Annotated in this window: 21 protein-coding genes and 1 tRNA gene; 7 read left to right on the forward strand and 15 right to left on the reverse strand. The window is 60.6% G+C overall.

The features are described 5' to 3' along the window. Positions 1-152: 152 nt before the first annotated feature. Entirely contained in the window at positions 153-1,358 is a 1,206-nt protein-coding gene (locus ACQ5BL_RS06980; protein ID WP_430292954.1) for a hypothetical protein, read from the reverse strand. A gap of 291 nt (positions 1,359-1,649) precedes the next feature. On the opposite strand from ACQ5BL_RS06980, the gene ACQ5BL_RS06985 reads away from it, so the two are divergent. Beyond that, entirely contained in the window at positions 1,650-2,060 is a 411-nt protein-coding gene (locus ACQ5BL_RS06985) for a hypothetical protein (protein ID WP_430292955.1), read from the forward strand. After that, positions 1,946-3,130 carry a tyrosine-type recombinase/integrase gene (locus ACQ5BL_RS06990; protein ID WP_430293131.1) on the forward strand — a complete coding sequence of 395 codons (1,185 nt, stop codon included), beginning with the start codon at positions 1,946-1,948 and terminating at the stop codon, positions 3,128-3,130. The genes ACQ5BL_RS06985 and ACQ5BL_RS06990 overlap by 115 nt, the downstream gene beginning before the upstream one ends. Before the next feature lie 71 nt (positions 3,131-3,201). Here ACQ5BL_RS06990 and ACQ5BL_RS06995 read toward each other — a convergent pair. The 10 genes from ACQ5BL_RS06995 to ACQ5BL_RS07040 form a co-directional block, all read right to left on the reverse strand. Then, positions 3,202-3,278, reverse strand: a tRNA-Pro gene (locus ACQ5BL_RS06995). An 85-nt stretch (positions 3,279-3,363) separates the two neighbouring features. Then, entirely contained in the window at positions 3,364-3,720 is a 357-nt protein-coding gene (locus ACQ5BL_RS07000; RefSeq protein WP_015476661.1) for a MerR family transcriptional regulator, read from the reverse strand. Continuing rightward, the gene (ihfA, locus tag ACQ5BL_RS07005) at positions 3,701-4,003 is read right to left on the reverse strand and encodes an integration host factor subunit alpha (protein WP_003090661.1); all 303 of its coding nucleotides are present in this window, start codon (positions 4,001-4,003) and stop codon (positions 3,701-3,703) included. The genes ACQ5BL_RS07000 and ihfA overlap by 20 nt, the downstream gene beginning before the upstream one ends. Before the next feature lie 3 nt (positions 4,004-4,006). Then, positions 4,007-6,385: a phenylalanine--tRNA ligase subunit beta gene (gene pheT, locus ACQ5BL_RS07010; protein WP_430292956.1), complete on the reverse strand. Its 2,379-nt coding sequence runs from the start codon at positions 6,383-6,385 to the stop codon at positions 4,007-4,009. 34 nt (positions 6,386-6,419) lie between these two features. Beyond that, positions 6,420-7,436: a phenylalanine--tRNA ligase subunit alpha gene (gene pheS, locus ACQ5BL_RS07015; RefSeq protein ID WP_024763164.1), complete on the reverse strand. Its 1,017-nt coding sequence runs from the start codon at positions 7,434-7,436 to the stop codon at positions 6,420-6,422. Between the two features lie 97 nt (positions 7,437-7,533). Next, positions 7,534-7,890, reverse strand: coding sequence for a 50S ribosomal protein L20 (gene rplT / locus ACQ5BL_RS07020; RefSeq protein WP_003099086.1), 357 nt, complete (start codon positions 7,888-7,890; stop codon positions 7,534-7,536). 21 nt (positions 7,891-7,911) lie between these two features. Then, positions 7,912-8,106 (reverse strand): 50S ribosomal protein L35, encoded by a 195-nt coding sequence (gene rpmI / locus ACQ5BL_RS07025; protein ID WP_205334978.1) that lies wholly within the window; start codon positions 8,104-8,106, stop codon positions 7,912-7,914. 60 nt (positions 8,107-8,166) lie between these two features. Further along, on the reverse strand, positions 8,167-8,718 hold the full coding sequence (gene infC / locus ACQ5BL_RS07030; RefSeq protein ID WP_207887006.1) for a translation initiation factor IF-3: 552 nt from the start codon (positions 8,716-8,718) through the stop codon (positions 8,167-8,169). Then, positions 8,718-10,640 carry a threonine--tRNA ligase gene (gene thrS, locus ACQ5BL_RS07035; protein ID WP_430292957.1) on the reverse strand — a complete coding sequence of 641 codons (1,923 nt, stop codon included), beginning with the start codon at positions 10,638-10,640 and terminating at the stop codon, positions 8,718-8,720. The genes infC and thrS overlap by 1 nt, the downstream gene beginning before the upstream one ends. Positions 10,641-10,885: 245 nt before the next feature. Then, positions 10,886-11,719 (reverse strand): alpha/beta fold hydrolase, encoded by an 834-nt coding sequence (locus tag ACQ5BL_RS07040; protein WP_243808531.1) that lies wholly within the window; start codon positions 11,717-11,719, stop codon positions 10,886-10,888. Positions 11,720-11,960: 241 nt separating this feature from the next. On the opposite strand from ACQ5BL_RS07040, the gene ACQ5BL_RS07045 reads away from it, so the two are divergent. Both ACQ5BL_RS07045 and ACQ5BL_RS07050 read left to right on the forward strand, forming a co-directional pair. Then, positions 11,961-12,314 carry a histone-like nucleoid-structuring protein, MvaT/MvaU family gene (locus ACQ5BL_RS07045; protein WP_243808530.1) on the forward strand — a complete coding sequence of 118 codons (354 nt, stop codon included), beginning with the start codon at positions 11,961-11,963 and terminating at the stop codon, positions 12,312-12,314. A gap of 446 nt (positions 12,315-12,760) precedes the next feature. After that, positions 12,761-12,985, forward strand: a complete 225-nt coding sequence (locus ACQ5BL_RS07050) for a hypothetical protein (RefSeq protein WP_207886971.1) — start codon at positions 12,761-12,763, stop codon at positions 12,983-12,985. 78 nt (positions 12,986-13,063) lie between these two features. Here the strand turns inward: ACQ5BL_RS07050 and ACQ5BL_RS07055 are convergent, their stop codons facing one another. Further along, positions 13,064-13,585, reverse strand: a complete 522-nt coding sequence (locus tag ACQ5BL_RS07055; protein WP_243808529.1) for a DUF4946 domain-containing protein — start codon at positions 13,583-13,585, stop codon at positions 13,064-13,066. Between the two features lie 585 nt (positions 13,586-14,170). On the opposite strand from ACQ5BL_RS07055, the gene ACQ5BL_RS07060 reads away from it, so the two are divergent. From ACQ5BL_RS07060 to ACQ5BL_RS07070, 3 genes are read left to right on the forward strand one after another with little or no spacing between them, the layout of a single operon-like run. After that, positions 14,171-14,542: an SLOG family protein gene (locus tag ACQ5BL_RS07060; RefSeq protein WP_243808528.1), complete on the forward strand. Its 372-nt coding sequence runs from the start codon at positions 14,171-14,173 to the stop codon at positions 14,540-14,542. A 14-nt stretch (positions 14,543-14,556) separates the two neighbouring features. Then, on the forward strand, positions 14,557-15,036 hold the full coding sequence (locus ACQ5BL_RS07065; RefSeq protein WP_243808527.1) for a hypothetical protein: 480 nt from the start codon (positions 14,557-14,559) through the stop codon (positions 15,034-15,036). A 10-nt stretch (positions 15,037-15,046) separates the two neighbouring features. After that, the gene (locus ACQ5BL_RS07070; RefSeq protein ID WP_430292958.1) at positions 15,047-15,742 is read left to right on the forward strand and encodes an SOS response-associated peptidase; all 696 of its coding nucleotides are present in this window, start codon (positions 15,047-15,049) and stop codon (positions 15,740-15,742) included. 2 nt (positions 15,743-15,744) lie between these two features. On the opposite strand, the gene ACQ5BL_RS07075 is transcribed toward ACQ5BL_RS07070, so the two are convergent. The 3 genes from ACQ5BL_RS07075 to ACQ5BL_RS07085 are packed head-to-tail and all read right to left on the reverse strand — an operon-like array spanning position 15,745 to position 16,882. After that, entirely contained in the window at positions 15,745-16,002 is a 258-nt protein-coding gene (locus tag ACQ5BL_RS07075; protein WP_243808525.1) for a hypothetical protein, read from the reverse strand. Beyond that, positions 15,999-16,343: a hypothetical protein gene (locus ACQ5BL_RS07080; RefSeq protein WP_430293132.1), complete on the reverse strand. Its 345-nt coding sequence runs from the start codon at positions 16,341-16,343 to the stop codon at positions 15,999-16,001. Before ACQ5BL_RS07080 ends, ACQ5BL_RS07075 begins: the two co-directional genes overlap by 4 nt. Positions 16,344-16,366: 23 nt before the next feature. After that, positions 16,367-16,882: a hypothetical protein gene (locus ACQ5BL_RS07085; protein ID WP_243808523.1), complete on the reverse strand. Its 516-nt coding sequence runs from the start codon at positions 16,880-16,882 to the stop codon at positions 16,367-16,369. Positions 16,883-16,901: the final 19 nt, after the last annotated feature.

A 16,901-nucleotide genomic window follows, 5' to 3' on the forward strand; every position in this document is an offset into this window, starting at 1 on the left:
GGTAAGCCTCTCTATGGAGGCTTATCCTAAAGACTGTAGTTGTATACTTATCCCAGCCACCCTCTCCAAGTTCTCCTTACAAGCGATACTGATATTCCAACTATTCTAATTATTAGCAGAAATTAACTTGGAATAAAAAATAGACATAAATCTTAGCGCTCTTCTGGCCCCTTCCACTTCATCAACGCCTTCAGCGCATCCAAATCGCCGATGAGTTCACGTGCCTGTGCGAGCTTTTCCATTGCCACGCGCTGAGGCTCTCCAGCCAACTCGCACGCAGACGCTTCCGCATCACGAAAGAAAGCCTGTATCCGCTTGATTTCATCCCACTGCTGAATCGCTACAAGCAAGTCTGAGCGCGCATTCTGCCGGGCCTCGACCTGTCGCCTGAGTTCCTGCTTCTCCTCAAGCCGTCGCAGTTCCTCCTGCCATTCCTGGCGCCGAATTCGTTCCCGCTCCTCGCCCTCCTCCACCAAGCGAGCAATCACAGGGGCCGCATTTGTGAGTTGCTGGACGATGTCATCCAACTGGCTATGCAACCGGTTCCCCTTACTCTCCTTCCAACTGTGGCTCCAATCTGCATTGGGATAGGGGCAAAAAGCCCTTAGGCACAGGCGCCCAGTGGCGAAATCCATGCGCGTGGTCCAGTTGAGAGTCGGATGCAGTCGCCGCTGCTGCTGCGCTGGAATCTTGGAAACCGGAATGTACTCACGGTCGACATAGCGAGCTTCGAGCTCCTCGGTCATTTCGAACAGGGTCAGTCCGATGGCCACCGTTCCCACGAACATCACCGTGGGCTTGGAGGGTGACCACAGCGCAGGATAGCGATGCCGCGGCTTCCTGGGTGGATGCTCATGCTCATCTATCGGAGCCCGGGAATACACTCGATCACTTGGGGCAAACATGACGCGATGACCGGCGGCTTCGAGTTTGAGAAAGAGCTGATTCGCAATTTTCAGGGCCGTTTCGAGCTGCTGCTTGGTTACTACGATATCAACCAGGCGCTGCTTTCCTGGTTTGAGAAACCCCTGATCGATCACCCGTCCCTGTTCAAAGATTTCGTACGCTCCGACAACTGTTGGGTGCTGCTTGGTGCGCGAGACTCTTAGTTGCTCAGGATGAACTACACGTGGGCTCGGCGCCTTCGGAAGCGGCCGAGATATGGGCCCCAAGACATCGCCCCGGCGCCAAACCTGCAGATCTCCCGGGCCTGCCTCGGGTAATGGCGGCTGAGGGCTCGGCTTTCCATTCTCCAGTTTTGCCCAGTGTCCACGCGGTGGGCGCGGAACGTTCATACGCGTGCACACACGCGCCATAAAACTGGAGGAGACGCCGTGATGCTCAGCAATCTTGGTCATTGGGCGTTGCCAAACCTCTGCGTACAACTCCTCACGAGTGACCGGCCCGCCAGGGCTTGAATTTGGTTGTTCGAACACCTCTGCAGAAAACATACACCGATCCTTAAGCCCCAATATGGCCAGGTCCGCCAAGCCAACCGATGGTGAGTCGGCCCGAACCCGCCATGGCACCAATTATCCAAGTGTCCCTGTTGTACCAAACCCTCCCCGGCGCTCTCCACCGCGTTGTTTACCCAATAGGCAGCAGCCAGCATTTGCATGAGGAACAGGGCAACGAGGAGAAGGACAGCCATGCCCGCAACAACCGAGCAACGCCCTGCCCGCTTGATCTCTTGCATGCCCCGAATACTTCGGGCCAATGCGGCACCCGCCTACCTCGGCATGTGCCGCACCGAGTTCAACAAGACTGTTCGCCCCTACGTCCGGGAATTCCGTATAGGGGTGCAGGGCATCGGCTTCGATCGAGAGGAACTGGACGCCTGGGCCGACGCCTACATCGACCAGGCCAGCATTGAAAAGGAAGGTGCCAAGGGACATGATCATTCCCGCAGCGAGCGCCAAGGAGAAAAACCATGGCGCAAAAAACCATTAGCGGCCTCTACCAAAGGAACGGGATCTGGCACATCGACAAGGTCTTCAGAGGTCAGCGAATTCAAGAAAGCACTGGATCAAGCGACAGGAAGGAGGCGGAGCAATACCTGATACACAAGCTAGAAAAGCTGCGCGAGCAGAAGATCTACGGTGTACGCAGGATCAGAACCTGGAGGGAAGCAGCCACCCGTTATCTGGTTGAGTACAAGGACCAACCCTCGATCGGACTTACTGCTATCTATCTGGAGCAGTTGGATCCGTATATCGGGGACACCCCTGTCACTCACATCGATGATGAAACGCTGGCCCCGTACATCAAGGATCGCCTGAAACCCAGCAAGACCAGCGACGGCAAGGTGAAACACGGGGTTTCTTACCGAACAGTGAACATCGCCCTGGAACGCGTCATACGCATCCTGAATCTCTGCGCCAGGAAATGGCGTGATGAGCAGAAGCGTCCCTGGCTCGACGTGGTACCGATGATCACCAAGCTGGAGGAAAAGAAAACCAGCCGGTCGCCCTATCCGCTGTCCTGGGAAGAGCAATCGATTCTCTTCGCCGAACTGCCTGATCATTTGCGCCGCATGGCGCTTTACAAGGTGAACAGCGGCTCGCGCGAACAGGAAGTCGTGAAATTGCGCTGGGATTGGGAAATACAGGTTCCAGAGCTCAAGACTAGCGTCTTCCTCATACCTGCGGATTTCGGTGGCAGACATGAGAGTTCGGGAGTTAAGAACGGCGACGAGCGTTTGGTAGCGCTGAACAACGTGGCGAAATCCGTCATCGAGGGGCAGCGTGGCCTGGACCCAGTTTGGGTGTTCCCTTATGGGATGCCCGACCAGAACGGCAAGGCGATGCCAGTACACCGGATGAACGACTCGGCCTGGAAGAAAGCCAGGGTACGGGCGGCAAAGAAATTCCAGGAGAAGTTTCTGCGCCCTGCTCCACCCGGATTCGCTTCGATCCGTATCCACGACCTGAAGCACACTTTCGGCCGCCGGCTTCGGGCGGCCGGGGTAACGGAAGAGGACCGGAGAGCTCTGCTGGGGCACAAGAACGGCAGCATCACCAGTCACTACTCGGCCGCAGAGTTGGGAAAACTGATCGATGAAGCCAACAAGATATCGGCTACCGACTCGCGAGGGCCGGTGCTGACGATACTGAGGAGGAAGGCAGGATGAAGAGTCCCGCAAAAGTCCCTGAAACGAAAAAGGCCAGTCGTTTCCGAACTGGCCTAAGTCGCTGAAAAATATGGTCGGGACGGAGTGATTCGAACACTCGACCCCTTGCACCCCATGCAAGTGCGCTACCAGGCTGCGCTACGCCCCGACGTTGCTTCCAAGTTCCCTCGGAAGCGGATCGCACTATACCCCAAGCATTTGCTTTGGAGAAGTGCTTTTTTCATTTTTTTCAGTTACTTGCGCAGCACATGCAGAACATCTTCCAATTCAGCGATCATCTGCCGGATCAGTTGCTTGTACTGGGTGGCGTCCTCGCGTGCTTCGTCGCCGGTGAGGCGCTGGCGGGCGCCACCGATGGTAAAGCCCTGGTCGTAGAGCAGCGCGCGGATCTGGCGAATCATGAGCACATCCTGGCGCTGGTAGTAGCGCCGGTTGCCTCGTCGCTTGACCGGGTTGAGTTGCGGGAACTCCTGTTCCCAGTACCGCAGCACGTGCGGCTTCACCGCGCAAAGATCGCTCACCTCACCGATGGTGAAGTAGCGCTTGCCCGGAATGGGGGGCAGCTCGTCGTTATGACTTGGTTCCAGCATAAGCCTCAACCCTGGCCTTCAGTTTCTGCCCTGGACGAAAGGTGACGACGCGCCGGGCTGTGATCGGGATTTCCTCTCCCGTCTTCGGGTTGCGTCCGGGACGCTGGCGCTTGTCGCGCAGGTCGAAGTTGCCGAAACCCGACAACTTCACCTGTTCGTTATGCTCCAGCGCCTGGCGGATCTCTTCGAAGAAGAGCTCCACCAGTTCCTTGGCTTCCCGCTTATTCAGGCCCAGCTCTTCGTACAGACGTTCAGCAATTTCAGCTTTCGTCAGAGCCCCCATACGCTACTTCCTTAACGTGGCGTTGAACCTTTGTTCCAGCGAGGCGACGATATTCTGCGTAGTCGCGTTCACCTCGTCATCATTAAGAGTGCGTGATGGATGCTGCCAGGTCAAGCCAACGGCCAAGCTTTTTCTAAGCGGATCAATGCCTTTACCGTGGTAGACGTCAAAAAGCCTGAGGTCCGTCAGCCATTCCCCCGCCGTTTCACGGATATTTGCCAGGACGAATTCGGCCGGGGTATCCAGATCGACGATCAGGGCCAGGTCACGGCGCACTTCGGGGAAGCGCGACAGTTCGCTGAATTTCGGCAGGCGACCCTTGGCCACTTCGGCCAGTACCAACTCGAAGACATAGACCGGGCGATCCAGGTCCAGCGCCTTGGCCAGTTCCGGGTGCAGGGCGCCCAGGTAGCCGACCAGCACGCCGTCGCGCTCGATCTTGGCGGTCTGGCCCGGGTGCAGCGCCGGGTGCTCCGCCGGGGAGAAGGTGAAGGCTTCGATGGCGCCGGCGTTACCCAGCAGCGCTTCGACGTCGGCTTTCACATCGAAGAAGTCGACGCTCTCGCGGCCGTTGGCCCAGCCTTCCGGCTGACGGGCACCGCAGACGACGCCGGCCAGCATGTTTTCCTGCACCAGCCCTTCCAGCTGGCCAACGAAACGCAGGCCGCTTTCGAACAGGCGCACGCGGGTCTGCTGGCGGTTGAGGTTGTGCTGCAGGGACTTCACCAGACCCGGCCAGAGCGAGGCGCGCATGGCGGCCATGTCGGCGGAGATCGGGTTGGCCAGCATCAGCGGCTCGACACCGGGGTGGAACAGCTGGAACAGCTTGGGATCGATGAAGCTGTAGGTAATGGCTTCCTGGTAGTCGCGGGCGACCAGCAGGCGGCGCAGCGCCGGCAGTTCGGCCTGGGATTCGGACTTGGTGTTCGGCGCCAGGCGGGCCTGCGGGTAGCGAACTGGCAGACGGTTATAGCCGTATAGGCGGCCCAGCTCTTCGATCAGGTCGACTTCGATGGAGACGTCGAAGCGATGGCTCGGCACGCCCACGGTCCAGGCATCGGCACCGGCTTTCTGGACGTCGAATTCCAGGGCGCTGAGCAGACGCTCGATCTCGGCGTTTTCCAGCGTCATGCCCAGCATCTGGGTGACGCGCTCGGCGCGCAGGGTGACCGGCGCGACCTTCGGCAGGTCGGATTCGCTGACGGCTTCCACGATCGGACCAGCTTCGCCGCCGACGATCTGCAGCAGCAGTTCGGTGGCGCGCTCCATGGCGCGACGGGCCAGCTGCGAGTCCACGCCGCGCTCGAAGCGGTGCGAGGCATCGGTGTGCAGACCGTAGGAACGAGCCTTGCCGGCAACGGCGATGTTGTCGAAGAAGGCGCTTTCGAGGAACAGGCCGCGGGTCTTGGCGCTGACGCCGCTGTGCTCGCCACCCATCACGCCGGCGATGGCCAGGGCGCGCTCGTGGTCGGCGATGACCAGGGTGTCGGCACGCAGGGTGACTTCCTGGCCGTCGAGCAGGACGAGCTTCTCGCCCTCCTCCGCCATGCGCACGCGCACACCGCCCTTGATCTCATCGAGGTCGAAGGCGTGCATCGGCTGGCCCAGTTCGATCATCACATAGTTGGTGATGTCGACGGCGGCGTCGATGCTGCGGATGTCGGAACGGCGCAGGCGCTCGACCATCCACAGGGGAGTCGGCTTGCTCAGGTCGACGTTACGGACGACGCGACCGAGGTAGCGCGGGCAAGCCTTGGGCGCCAGCAGCTCCACAGTGCGCACTTCGTCGATCTGCGGGGCGACGGCATTGACCACCACCGGCTTGACCTCGGCGCTGTACAGCGCGCCGACTTCACGAGCGAGGCCAGTCAGGGATAGGCAGTCGCCACGGTTCGGGGTCAGGCCGATCTCGATGGAGGCGTCGTCCAGTTCGAGGTAGTCGCGGATGTTGGCGCCCACCGGCGCATCCGCGGCGAGCTCCATCAGGCCGGCGTTCTCTTCGCTGATTTCCAGCTCTTTGGCCGAGCAGAGCATGCCGTTGGATTCAACGCCGCGCAGCTTGGCCTTCTTGATCTTGAAGTCGCCCGGCAGTTCGGCGCCGATCATGGCGAAGGGGATCTTCAGGCCCGGGCGCACGTTGGGCGCGCCGCAGACGACCTGGAAGGTCTCCGAACCGTTGCTGACCTGGCAGACGCGGAGCTTGTCGGCGTCCGGGTGCTGCTCGGTCGACAGCACTTCGCCCACGACCACGCCGCTGAACTGGCCGGCAACCGGGATCACGGCGTCGACCTCGAGGCCCGCCATGGACAGACGAGCCACCAGCTCGTCACGGGATACCTGCGGATTTACCCAGCTCCGCAGCCACTGTTCACTGAATTTCATCCTGCTCTCCTAAATGCGTTGACGGTCGTGCGGGCTAGCGGAACTGGCCGAGGAACCGCAGATCGTTGTCGAAGAACAGGCGCAAGTCGTTCACGCCATAGCGCAGCATGGCCAGGCGCTCGATACCCATGCCGAAGGCGAAGCCCTGGTATTTCTCGGGATCGATACCGGACATGCGCAGCACGTCGGGGTGGACCATGCCGCAACCCATGACTTCCAGCCAGCCGGTCTGTTTGCAGACGCGGCAACCCTTGCCGCTGCAGAGCACGCACTGGATGTCGACTTCCGCCGAAGGCTCGGTGAAGGGGAAGAAGGACGGACGGAAGCGGACGGAGAATTCCTTCTCGAAGAAGGCGCGGAGGAATTCCTCGATGGTGCCCTTGAGGTCGGCGAAGCTGACGTCTTCATCGACCAGCAGACCTTCGACCTGGTGGAACATGGGCGAGTGGGTCAGGTCGGAGTCGCAGCGGTACACGCGGCCCGGGCAGACAATGCGAATCGGTGGCTTCTGGTTTTCCATGGTGCGGACCTGTACCGGCGAGGTATGGGTGCGCAGCAGCATGTTCGCATTGAAGTAGAAGGTGTCGTGCATGGCACGCGCCGGGTGGTGGCCCGGAATGTTGAGCGCTTCGAAGTTGTGGTAGTCGTCTTCGACTTCCGGACCCTCGGCCACTTCATAGCCGATGCGGGTGAAGCACTGCTCGATGCGTTCCTTGGTGCGAGTGACCGGATGCAGGCCGCCGGAGGACTGGCCACGGCCCGGCAGGGTCACGTCGATGCGCTCGGCAGCCAGCTTGGCGGCGAGGGCGGCGCCCTCCAGCTCGGCCTTGCGGGCGTTCAGCACATCCTGAACCTTTTCCTTGGCGACGTTGATCAGCGCGCCGACCTTGGGGCGCTCTTCGGCCGGCAGGTCGCCCAGGGTCTTCATGACCTGGGTCAGCTCGCCTTTCTTGCCGAGGTAGTGAACCCGGATCTGCTCCAGGGCGTTGACGTCTTCGGTGTTTCGCACGGCATCCAGGGCCTGCGAAACCAGCGCGTCCAGGTTTTCCATGTACCAACTCCAGATACAAAATAGGGGAAGAGCGGTAAGGCTCTTCCCCTATCGGTGACGTTACGTCCGGACCGAGATCCGGTAACTGTCGTGGGGCTTAAGCCAGGCTGGCTTTCGCTTTCTCGACAATCGCGGTAAACGCCGCTTTTTCGTTCACAGCCAGATCGGCCAGGACCTTACGGTCGATCTCGATGGCCGCCTTCTTCAGGCCAGCGATCAGACGGCTGTAGGACAGACCGTTCTGACGAGCACCAGCGTTGATACGGGCGATCCACAGGGCGCGGAACTGACGCTTGCGCTGACGACGGTCACGGTAGGCGTATTGGCCAGCCTTGATTACCGCCTGCTTGGCAACGCGGAACACGCGCGAACGCGCGCCGTAGTAGCCTTTTGCGAGCTTCAGAATCTTCTTGTGACGACGACGGGCAATCACGCCACGCTTAACACGAGCCATTTATCTATCCTCTACCAGAAATCAACGCAGACGCAGGGAGCGTTCTACACGGCGAACGTCGGAAGCAGCGAGCAGCGAGGTGCCGCGCAGCTGACGCTTACGCTTGGTGGTCATTTTGGTCAGGATGTGGCTCTTGAAAGCGTGCTTGTGCTTGATGCCACCAGCAGTCACTTTGAAGCGCTTCTTGGCGCCACTCTTGGTTTTCATCTTTGGCATGTTTAGTACTCCGCATTCGTTAACAACTGATAACCATCAGGCCTGCCAGTGCCCGGGAGGTTATTTACGCTTCTTGGGAGCGATGACCATCATCAGCTGGCGTCCTTCCAGCTTGGGATGCTGTTCCACGGTGCCGAATTCGGCGAGGTCGGTTTCGACCCGCTTCAACAGCTCCATGCCCAGCTCCTGGTGGGCCATCTCACGACCACGGAATCGAAGCGATACCTTGGCCTTGTCCCCTTCATTAAGGAAACGTACCAGGTTGCGTAGTTTTACCTGGTAATCCCCTTCTTCCGTCCCTGGACGAAACTTGATTTCTTTGATCTGTTGCTGGTGCTGGTTCTTCTTCGCAGCAGCGGCCTGCTTCTTCTTCTCGAAGAGGTGCTTGCCGTAGTCCATGATGCGGCAGACAGGGGGCACCGCATCAGCAGAAATTTCCACCAGGTCCAGCTTGGCCTCGTCGGCTTGACGGAGGGCCTCGTCGAGGGAGACCACGCCAATCTGCTGACCGTCAGCACCAATCAGACGAACCTCACGGGCGGTGATGTTCTCGTTGATCGGCGGTTTCGGGAGAGCCCGCTTATCCTGTCTCATTTCACGCTTAATAATGATTACTCCGAGTCTTGGCGACCACGCCGGGAAACCGCCTGAGCCAGCAGCTCAGCGAACTGGGCGATCGGCATCGAGCCGAGGTCTGCCCCTTCGCGCGTACGTACGGCGACGGCCTGCGATTCAACTTCCCTATCACCGATAACCAACAGATAGGGAACCTTGAGCAAAGTATGCTCGCGGATTTTAAAGCCAATTTTCTCGTTTCTCAAGTCAGACTTGGCACGGAATCCGCTTTGCTCGAGCTGACGCACCACTTCTTCAGCCCATTCGGCCTGCTTGTCAGTGATATTCATCACCACGGCCTGGGTCGGCGCGAGCCAGGCCGGGAAGAGGCCGGCGTAATGCTCGATCAGCATGCCGATGAAGCGCTCGAAGGAGCCGAGGATCGCGCGGTGCAGCATGACCGGACGGGTACGACTGTTATCTTCGGCGATATAGCTGGCATCCAGACGCTCCGGCAGGTTCGGGTCGTACTGCAGGGTGCCGCACTGCCAGTTACGGCCAAGGCAATCCTTCAGGGTGAACTCGATCTTCGGACCGTAGAAGGCACCCTCGCCCGGCTGGTATTCCCACTCCAGGCCGGATTCGTTCAGGGCGTCGGCCAGCGCACTTTCGGCGCGATCCCATAGCTCTTCGGAACCGACGCGCTTGGCCGGACGAGTGGACAGCTTCATGGAGACGTCAGTGAAGCCGAAGTCCGAATAGACCTGCAGGGTCAGCTTGATGAAGTCTGCAGCTTCCTTCTTCACCTGTTCTTCGGTGCAGAAGATGTGGGCGTCGTCCTGGGTGAAGCCACGCACGCGCATGATGCCGTGCAGCGCGCCGGACGGCTCGTTGCGGTGGCAGGCGCCGAACTCGGCAAGGCGCAGCGGCAGATCGCGGTAGGACTTCAGACCCTGGTTGAAGATCTGCACGTGGCACGGGCAGTTCATCGGCTTGACCGCGAAGTCGCGGCTTTCCGACGCCGTGGTGAACATGTTCTCGGCGTAGTTGGTCCAGTGGCCGGAGCGCTCCCAGAGGATGCGATCGACGACCTGCGGGGTGCGGACTTCCACGTAGCCGTGGTCGCGCTGCACCTTGCGCATGTACTGCTCGAGTACCTGGTAGACGGTCCAGCCGTTGGGGTGCCAGAAGACCATGCCCGGCGCTTCTTCCTGGAGGTGGAAGAGATCGAGCTGCTTGCCGATGCGGCGGTGATCGCGCTTCTCGGCTTCCTCGATGCGCTGGATGTAGGCCGCCAGCTGTTTCTTGTCCGCCCAGGCAGTGCCGTAGACGCGCTGCAGCTGCTCGTTCTTCGAGTCGCCACGCCAGTAGGCGCCGGAAATCTTGGTCAGCTTGAAGGCCTTCAGGAAGCGAGTGTTCGGCACATGCGGGCCGCGACACATGTCCACGTACTCCTCGTGGAAGTACAGGCCCATGGCCTTCTCGTCCGGCATGTCGTCGATGAGGCGCAGCTTGTACTCCTCACCACGAGCCTTGAAGGTCTCGATGACTTCGGCACGCAGGGTCATCTTCTTGATGACGTCGTAGTCCTTGTCGATCAGCTCGGCCATGCGCTTTTCGATGGCAGCCATGTCTTCCGGCGTGAAGGGGCGCTCGAAGGCGATGTCGTAATAGAAGCCTTCGTCGATCACCGGGCCGATGACCATCCTGGCGGTCGGGTACAGTTGCTTGACCGCATGGCCCACCAGGTGAGCGCAGGAGTGGCGGATGATTTCCAGCCCGTCCTCGTCCTTCGGGGTAATGATCTGCAGGGTCGCGTCACTGTCGATGATGTCGCAGGCATCGACCAGGCGGCCGTTGACCTTGCCGGCCAGGGTAGCTTTCGCCAGGCCCGCACCAATGGATTGCGCCACCTCGGTCACGCTGACCGGATGATCGAAGGAACGCTGACTACCGTCGGGAAGAGTAATGATGGGCATGGCGCCTCCTCTCCTAGTGGTGACCCCTACGAAAGGCCACATGGGTTGGGATGTGCCAGTAAGCGTCGTCCGCCGGGCAGGCCTGCCTCACAGTGGCAGGCGCCTTGTCGGCACCCTGCGCATTCGCGCGCGGACGGAGATCACTGGAAGAAAATCGGATAAAACCCGCCCGCAATCGATAGCGGGCAGGGCGTGCGATGTTACTGCAACTTTCGATGACTGACGAGCGGCAGCCCTGACATCGCTCAATATTGGTCGACAAATTCCAGCACGGTGCGATTGAAGGACGCCGGACGAATCACGTTCATGCCATGGGAGGCACCGGGAATCATCGCAGTACGGACATCGATCAGCGCCGATTGCAGCGCCTGGATAATGCGCGGGAAAGGCTCCGGACTCTTCGCCCCGCCGATCAATAGAACCGGTAATTGCAACTGATCAAGTTGAGCATTGGAAATCGGCTGCGGATGATCCGCCACCTGCCCTACCAGAGTCATGGCATTGGCTGTAGCCATTTCACGGAATTGCTGTGAAGAACGCCCCCACACACCCACACCACTCACCGTATCGACGAAGAGCTGCAGCCCTTCGCCAATTTGCCCCGCGCGAATCATGTCCAGCGCCTGCTGGCGAAACTGATTGCGCTCTACCGGAGATATTGGCGAGACCAGGCCCGCCATACGAAATACGTCCTCGGTAAAGTCTCCGCCCGGATCGGCCAGCGTCAGGGAACGCAACTTGTGCGGCGCCGCCAACGCCACGCGCAGACAGAGATTACCGCCGCGCGAATGCCCGAGCAGATGCGCAGGGCCGGGCAACTGATCCAACAGCGCAAGCAGATCGCTCACATGCTGCTCGGTGGTGAAACCCGCGCCCTCGCCATTCCATTGCTCTGGGAAATAATGCCGCAGACTGGGCGCCACCACCCGATAGCGAGCCGATAACGCGGCAAATTGCCCCTGCCAATAGCGGTAATCGCAGAGCGATCCGTGAACCAGCACAAGCGGAGCCCCCTGCCCCACCACCTGGCACGCGAGCTCATAATCATTGACCCGATACCGCACAATCTCGTTATTCATCCAGCACTCGCACTCAACGCACCACAATAAAGCACACAGTATTCAGAGGGACTTGGCCGGCGCCACCCCTTTAATCCAAGCATTATCCCTCAAGAAACAACTAATCTGCGCCCCGGATAACAGCCCGAAGGATTTAAGACGTATTGCCCGAATCGCAACAATTCATATCCATAGTTGACGGCGATAACGACTAGAACAGAGAATCGCCCCCACAATTCACCCCTGCCGACGGGAGCATATGATGTCCAAACTTGCGGAATTCCGCGAAGCCGAACGCCAGCTTAAAGAACAACTCGCCCTGCTGGAAAAACTGAAGAATGACAGCAGCCTGAAAAAGGAGCTGGAGTTCAAGGACCAACTGCAAGCCCTGATGGACCAGTACGGCATGAACCTGCGGAATGTCATCAACATTCTCGACCCGCAGACCACCAGCGAACCGGCGCCGATCCAGCATCGCCGCAGCCGCCAGCTGAAAGTCTACAAAAACCCCAATTCCGGCGAAGTCATCGAGACCAAGGGCGGCAATCACAAGACCCTGAAAGCCTGGAAGCAACAGTTCGGCGCTGAAACCGTCGAATCCTGGCTGCAGAAGTAAGACGAAAAAAGCCGCAGTGCGCTCCCGCCCTGCGGCTTTTTCTTTACTCACTCGCAATAATTCTGACCAACGGCACAGCATTAGCTGGCCATTGCCAACAGAAATCCATATAATCTCGAACGCGAGTACCAAACCCAAGGTCGCCCCTCCCAGCACTCCCCTACCTTGATCCAGGGTTGAAGCTGGGCACTACAGGGCCACGGCCAGCGCCTCCTCCGCATCGATTCCAGAGCACGTCAGCCGCGCCAGGAAAGTTTGCCCGAGCGATTGCGCCTACGTCAGTTCAACTGCTTTCACCCAACACCGCAGACTGACGCGAACCGACCCTCAAGTTTCCATTCGCTGCCATATTCCGGTCATACGTTTTCTGCATTCTCAGATGGCACCCGGAGCTTTTTAAGAATTCAACGGTCATAGGACCGTTACCTATTTGGAAAGACAAGACAATGAAAACCTCCCCACATATCCAGGAGGCGATTCACACCCTTTCGGTGGCCTTCGCCCCTCTGAACTGCGTTATCCAGGCCAAGCGCAAGCACGGCTTCAGCTTCACGCTGGTGAACGAGCACGGCATCGCCAAGCACACCGAGCGCCTCTATCCGCAGCAGTACCAGGCCGAAGCGCCACTGCAAGCGGTGATCGAGCGCGTACAGGCCACCCTCGCCGCCTGAGCCTGAAAATGAAAAGCCCCGCCAAAGCGGGGCTTTTTGCTTTCTGCCTTCTATATAAGACAAGCACCTGCACAATCCTCAGCGCAGGCTGATCCCGGCCTTCACCGACTCGATCTCTCCTGCAAGCGCCGCATAGCGCTCCGCCGGCGCCGCATAGGTCAGCGAGTAGGCCGCACCGTCGCCCAAGGCCACCTGCAAGGTCTGCCTCAGCACTTCGGTACCGTTCCGGCTGATACCGCAGCGCACTTCCAATCCTTCCAGCCCACCCAGCTTCACCGCCTGCGGCTTGCTGCACGCAGCCTGGAAGCCCTGTCGGAGGAAGTCCTTCTGCAGCGTCTTGCGCATCTCGCCGATGACGTTCTCCACATTAATAGAGGTATCGGCACCCAAACGGCTGCGCGTAACCTCCATGACCAACTCCTGGGAGCCATCCTCCGCCAGACGCACGCCGCGCTGGCGAATCAGCGGAGCATCCGCCACCGCCTCCTTCGGCGAACGCGAGACACTCCAGCCCTCCGGCCAGACCACTTGCATATCCGCCAGCGCCGGCGCGGACGCCAGCAGCGCACCGAACAACAACCAGGATCGTAGACCGCTCATCCTCACCTCCTACCGCACCCCAAAGGACACCATAACAGGCACGCCGACTTTTCTGCGGGCAAACAAAAAGGGCGACCCTTTCGGATCGCCCTTTTCGTAACCGCCGGAGCAGCTATGTTTGGTAGGCACAATTGGACTCGAACCAACGACCCCCACCATGTCAAGGTGACGCCGAGAACCGCGTATGCTTTTGATTCTACAGCGTTTTCTGGCGAAAAACGCCACCCCAAAAACACTCAAACCACCCTATAAGAATCAATAACTTAGCGTTGGATATTCCTACAGTAGTCGGGCCTTACGGGGCTGTTCGGCATGTTGAACGCCCCGCAGCGGGGCGCCCGGAATGGCTATCCACCGATGATGCAGCAGTAGCGGAAAAGCATTGCTCCGGGCCGTTAAACGCCTGCGTCCTAGTCCGAACCTGTCTAAAACGAAAACGCGAGATAGACCCGCTGGAGGCCGCGAATCTCGGCGAAACATCAGTTAGTTTTAGACGGCCATCTTGCCCGTCCTGGGCACCCTCTTCCCTCCCCTCAACCGCCTCAAGTAATCTGTATATCCATACAGTATTTTCGGTATCCATCCATGCCGGTTCGCATCATCGTCTGTGGCTCCGACCGCTACGAGAACCGAAACCATGTCCGGATCGTTCTCGATCACATCCATGAATTACGAGACGTTCGGACGATCATCCTGACCAGCTCGCTCGGCGTTGCACAGTTTGCGCGAGCCTGGGCAAGGTACGTCCGCGCTGAAGTCATCGCCTGCAGCAGCGTCGCGGAAATGTTTCAGCACCAGCCCGACGGAGTGGTGGCGTTCCCTGGCGGATCGCACACACGCGCGACGCTGTATGCCGCCGGCAGGGCTGGCGTCCCCATTTACTTCGCTCCCCCGCATGGCGTGCTGCGTGACAACTATTGCGCGCTGATGCCGCCGCCGGGGGCCGGCCAGCGATGAACGAGGAGCTGGCCGTGGATCTGTTTCACCAGGCATCCACCTACGACGTCTTCGACTCCTCATGGCGCAAGGTCGGCACTGCATCCAGAGGCATGCTGCTTTTCACTGGTGCGGAATGGCCGCTGCTGATCCGGCGCGGGGACGATGGCCACCTTCGGGCATTCAGCGGGACAGGTTTCACCTTCCTCGCCGGCGCGCTGCAGGGGCTGGAGCTAATCATGGAGAACGGCCGTCGATTCGCCCTGGTCGAGACCGGCCGATACCTGAAAGGCGGCCTGTACGTCGAGGCGATCACCGACCCGGACGGATTCCTGCTGGCTCTCCATGCCGCTGCAGATGCGCGCGAGAACGGCGACCTTGCCAGGGCGCGGCATCTTCTGCAGCGAGCTCGAGTATCCCCCTTCAGGGTCTGCCCTGCCTGCCGGGCCAATTTCGCTACCTTGGACGAATGTACCCAGTGCGCCGGACTAGGCTTCATTCGGGTTACGGTTTGAGGATCTGGGAATGTGCGGGAGATACGTGACGCCAGAAGAGGCCGCGATGGAGCGGTACTGGCATATCGGCGCCCGAAACTCTGGCCAGTGGATCAGGCGCATCTACAACGTCGCACCCAGCCAGCAGGTGCCGATGGTGCTCCTGAACGAGGAGGGAGAACAGGAAGTGGTCCCTGCCCGCTGGGGGCTGATCCCGTTCTGGTGGAAGCAGGCGAAGCCGCCGCAGAAGAGCTTCAACGCACGAAGCGAGGAAGCGGCAACGAAGCCGATGTGGCGAGATGCGATCAGACACCGGCGCTGCCTGATGCCGGCGGCAGGCTGGTACGAGTGGAACGAGAAGGAGCCGGTGAAGAACAAGGCTGGCCGCACCGTGAACCAGCCCTACTACCACCATGCTGCTGACGATGGAGTGCTGGCCATAGCTGGGCTCTGGTCAACCTGGGATGGCCCGACTGGTCAGGACGTGCTGTCCTGCGCGCTGCTGACCCATGATGCCGCAGGCCCGGCCGCGGCCATCCACCACCGGATGCCGGTCATCCTGTCGCCAGAGCAGTGCGCGACCTGGCTGTCGCCGGAGACATCGCTGGATCAGGTTTACAACGCGATCGCCCTAGCACGGCAGGACTTCGAGGCATATCGAGTGTCAACCGATGTGGGGAACACCAGGAACCAGGGCGCAGAGCTAATCGATCCCCTGCAGGCTTGAAGCTACTGGCACGCCTGCACTGCGGTGCGCAGCTGCACCTCGTACCCCTTCCGCTGCTCCAGCTCGGCCAGCAGCGCCCGCACCTTCGTCTGCAGGCTGTCACCCTTCTGCAGCACCGCGGTCGCCCAGGCCGGTTCCTGCACCTCCGGAGCCCGGCACGGGACCGCCACCGGCACTTCCACGCGCACCGTGCGCGGCTCAGGCTCGACCTGACCGGCGCATCCCGCCAGCGCGACCAATCCCACCAGCAGCCACTTCATAGCCCCAACTCCTTGTCGATCAGCGCCTCGGCCACCGCCGCCGGGTCGCCGTCTGCGTGCTCCTGCTGCAGCCGCTGGGCGGCGGCATAGTGCTGGCCGGCCTGCTGCTGGGCGTCGGCGACCGCCTGGGCAGCCTTCGCTTGCCGCTGCCCTGCCAGGTTGACCAGCTCGCCGAGCTTGACGCCCTGCTCCCTGGTCAACTCTTCCAGGTTGTCGCGGGCGGCTACGCACTGGCCCTTGGCGTCATTGGCCGCGTCGAGCTGCGGGCGGTAGTGGCCGGCGGCGCGCCAGGCGCCCAGAGCGGCCCCGGCGGCGACCAGCAGCAGGACCGCCAGCGCCATGGCGATGAACTTCCACTGGCCGGTCACTGGATAGCCTCCAGCGCAGCGGCGTAGTTCGCTGCCCACTTCTTGCGCAGGGCGGCGCGCTGCTCCTCCGAGCCACGACTGTGAGCGCCGGGGCGCCAGGTGCGCAGGTACAGATCCCAGGCTCCCGCCTCGTCGCCGAGGGCAGGCAGGCGTGCCGGATCGGTATACAGCAGGAGGCGCGCCAAGCCGGCGGCGAGGACGTCGTCATGCTCGATGGCGTTCCACACTTCGGGCGCGGCCGGCACAACTCCGCGCACGGCGCACAGGCCGGTGGCCAACTCGCGGACGTTGTCGATGCGGTAGCGCAGCAGGCCGGTGACCATGCCGCCGCCCTGCTCTGCCTGCCAGAACGACCTCGCCGGACCGTTACCCATCTGGCGGCGATAGGTGAACTGCGACTCCTGCAGCCCGATGACCAGCAGCATGACGACCGCCTGCGGGCTTTCCATTTTCGCGGGCAGCAGCAACAGCGCCGGCTCGATGATCGAGCGGCGCACGGTACGAAGGTCCATGGTTTTCTCCAGGCATGAA

It is taken from the genome of Pseudomonas sp. B1-22 (assembly GCF_050474425.1).
Classification (GTDB): Bacteria; Pseudomonadota; Gammaproteobacteria; order Pseudomonadales; family Pseudomonadaceae; genus Pseudomonas.

What these genes read in the sequence shown, in the direction of transcription:
- ACQ5BL_RS06980 (WP_430292954.1), bottom strand. Translation starts at nt 1,358, where the DNA reads ATGACCAAGATTGCTGAGCATCACGGCGTCTCCTCCAGTTTTATGGCG.
- ACQ5BL_RS06985 (WP_430292955.1), top strand. Translation starts at nt 1,650, where the DNA reads ATGCCCGCAACAACCGAGCAACGCCCTGCCCGCTTGATCTCTTGCATG.
- ACQ5BL_RS07000 (WP_015476661.1), bottom strand. Translation starts at nt 3,720, where the DNA reads ATGCTGGAACCAAGTCATAACGACGAGCTGCCCCCCATTCCGGGCAAG.
- ihfA (WP_003090661.1), bottom strand. Translation starts at nt 4,003, where the DNA reads ATGGGGGCTCTGACGAAAGCTGAAATTGCTGAACGTCTGTACGAAGAG.
- pheT (WP_430292956.1), bottom strand. Translation starts at nt 6,385, where the DNA reads ATGAAATTCAGTGAACAGTGGCTGCGGAGCTGGGTAAATCCGCAGGTA.
- pheS (WP_024763164.1), bottom strand. Translation starts at nt 7,436, where the DNA reads ATGGAAAACCTGGACGCGCTGGTTTCGCAGGCCCTGGATGCCGTGCGA.
- rplT (WP_003099086.1), bottom strand. Translation starts at nt 7,890, where the DNA reads ATGGCTCGTGTTAAGCGTGGCGTGATTGCCCGTCGTCGTCACAAGAAG.
- rpmI (WP_205334978.1), bottom strand. Translation starts at nt 8,106, where the DNA reads ATGCCAAAGATGAAAACCAAGAGTGGCGCCAAGAAGCGCTTCAAAGTG.
- thrS (WP_430292957.1), bottom strand. Translation starts at nt 10,640, where the DNA reads ATGCCCATCATTACTCTTCCCGACGGTAGTCAGCGTTCCTTCGATCAT.
- ACQ5BL_RS07040 (WP_243808531.1), bottom strand. Translation starts at nt 11,719, where the DNA reads ATGAATAACGAGATTGTGCGGTATCGGGTCAATGATTATGAGCTCGCG.
- ACQ5BL_RS07045 (WP_243808530.1), top strand. Translation starts at nt 11,961, where the DNA reads ATGTCCAAACTTGCGGAATTCCGCGAAGCCGAACGCCAGCTTAAAGAA.
- ACQ5BL_RS07050 (WP_207886971.1), top strand. Translation starts at nt 12,761, where the DNA reads ATGAAAACCTCCCCACATATCCAGGAGGCGATTCACACCCTTTCGGTG.
- ACQ5BL_RS07055 (WP_243808529.1), bottom strand. Translation starts at nt 13,585, where the DNA reads ATGAGCGGTCTACGATCCTGGTTGTTGTTCGGTGCGCTGCTGGCGTCC.
- ACQ5BL_RS07060 (WP_243808528.1), top strand. Translation starts at nt 14,171, where the DNA reads ATGCCGGTTCGCATCATCGTCTGTGGCTCCGACCGCTACGAGAACCGA.
- ACQ5BL_RS07070 (WP_430292958.1), top strand. Translation starts at nt 15,047, where the DNA reads ATGTGCGGGAGATACGTGACGCCAGAAGAGGCCGCGATGGAGCGGTAC.
- ACQ5BL_RS07075 (WP_243808525.1), bottom strand. Translation starts at nt 16,002, where the DNA reads ATGAAGTGGCTGCTGGTGGGATTGGTCGCGCTGGCGGGATGCGCCGGT.
- ACQ5BL_RS07080 (WP_430293132.1), bottom strand. Translation starts at nt 16,343, where the DNA reads ATGGCGCTGGCGGTCCTGCTGCTGGTCGCCGCCGGGGCCGCTCTGGGC.
- ACQ5BL_RS07085 (WP_243808523.1), bottom strand. Translation starts at nt 16,882, where the DNA reads ATGGACCTTCGTACCGTGCGCCGCTCGATCATCGAGCCGGCGCTGTTG.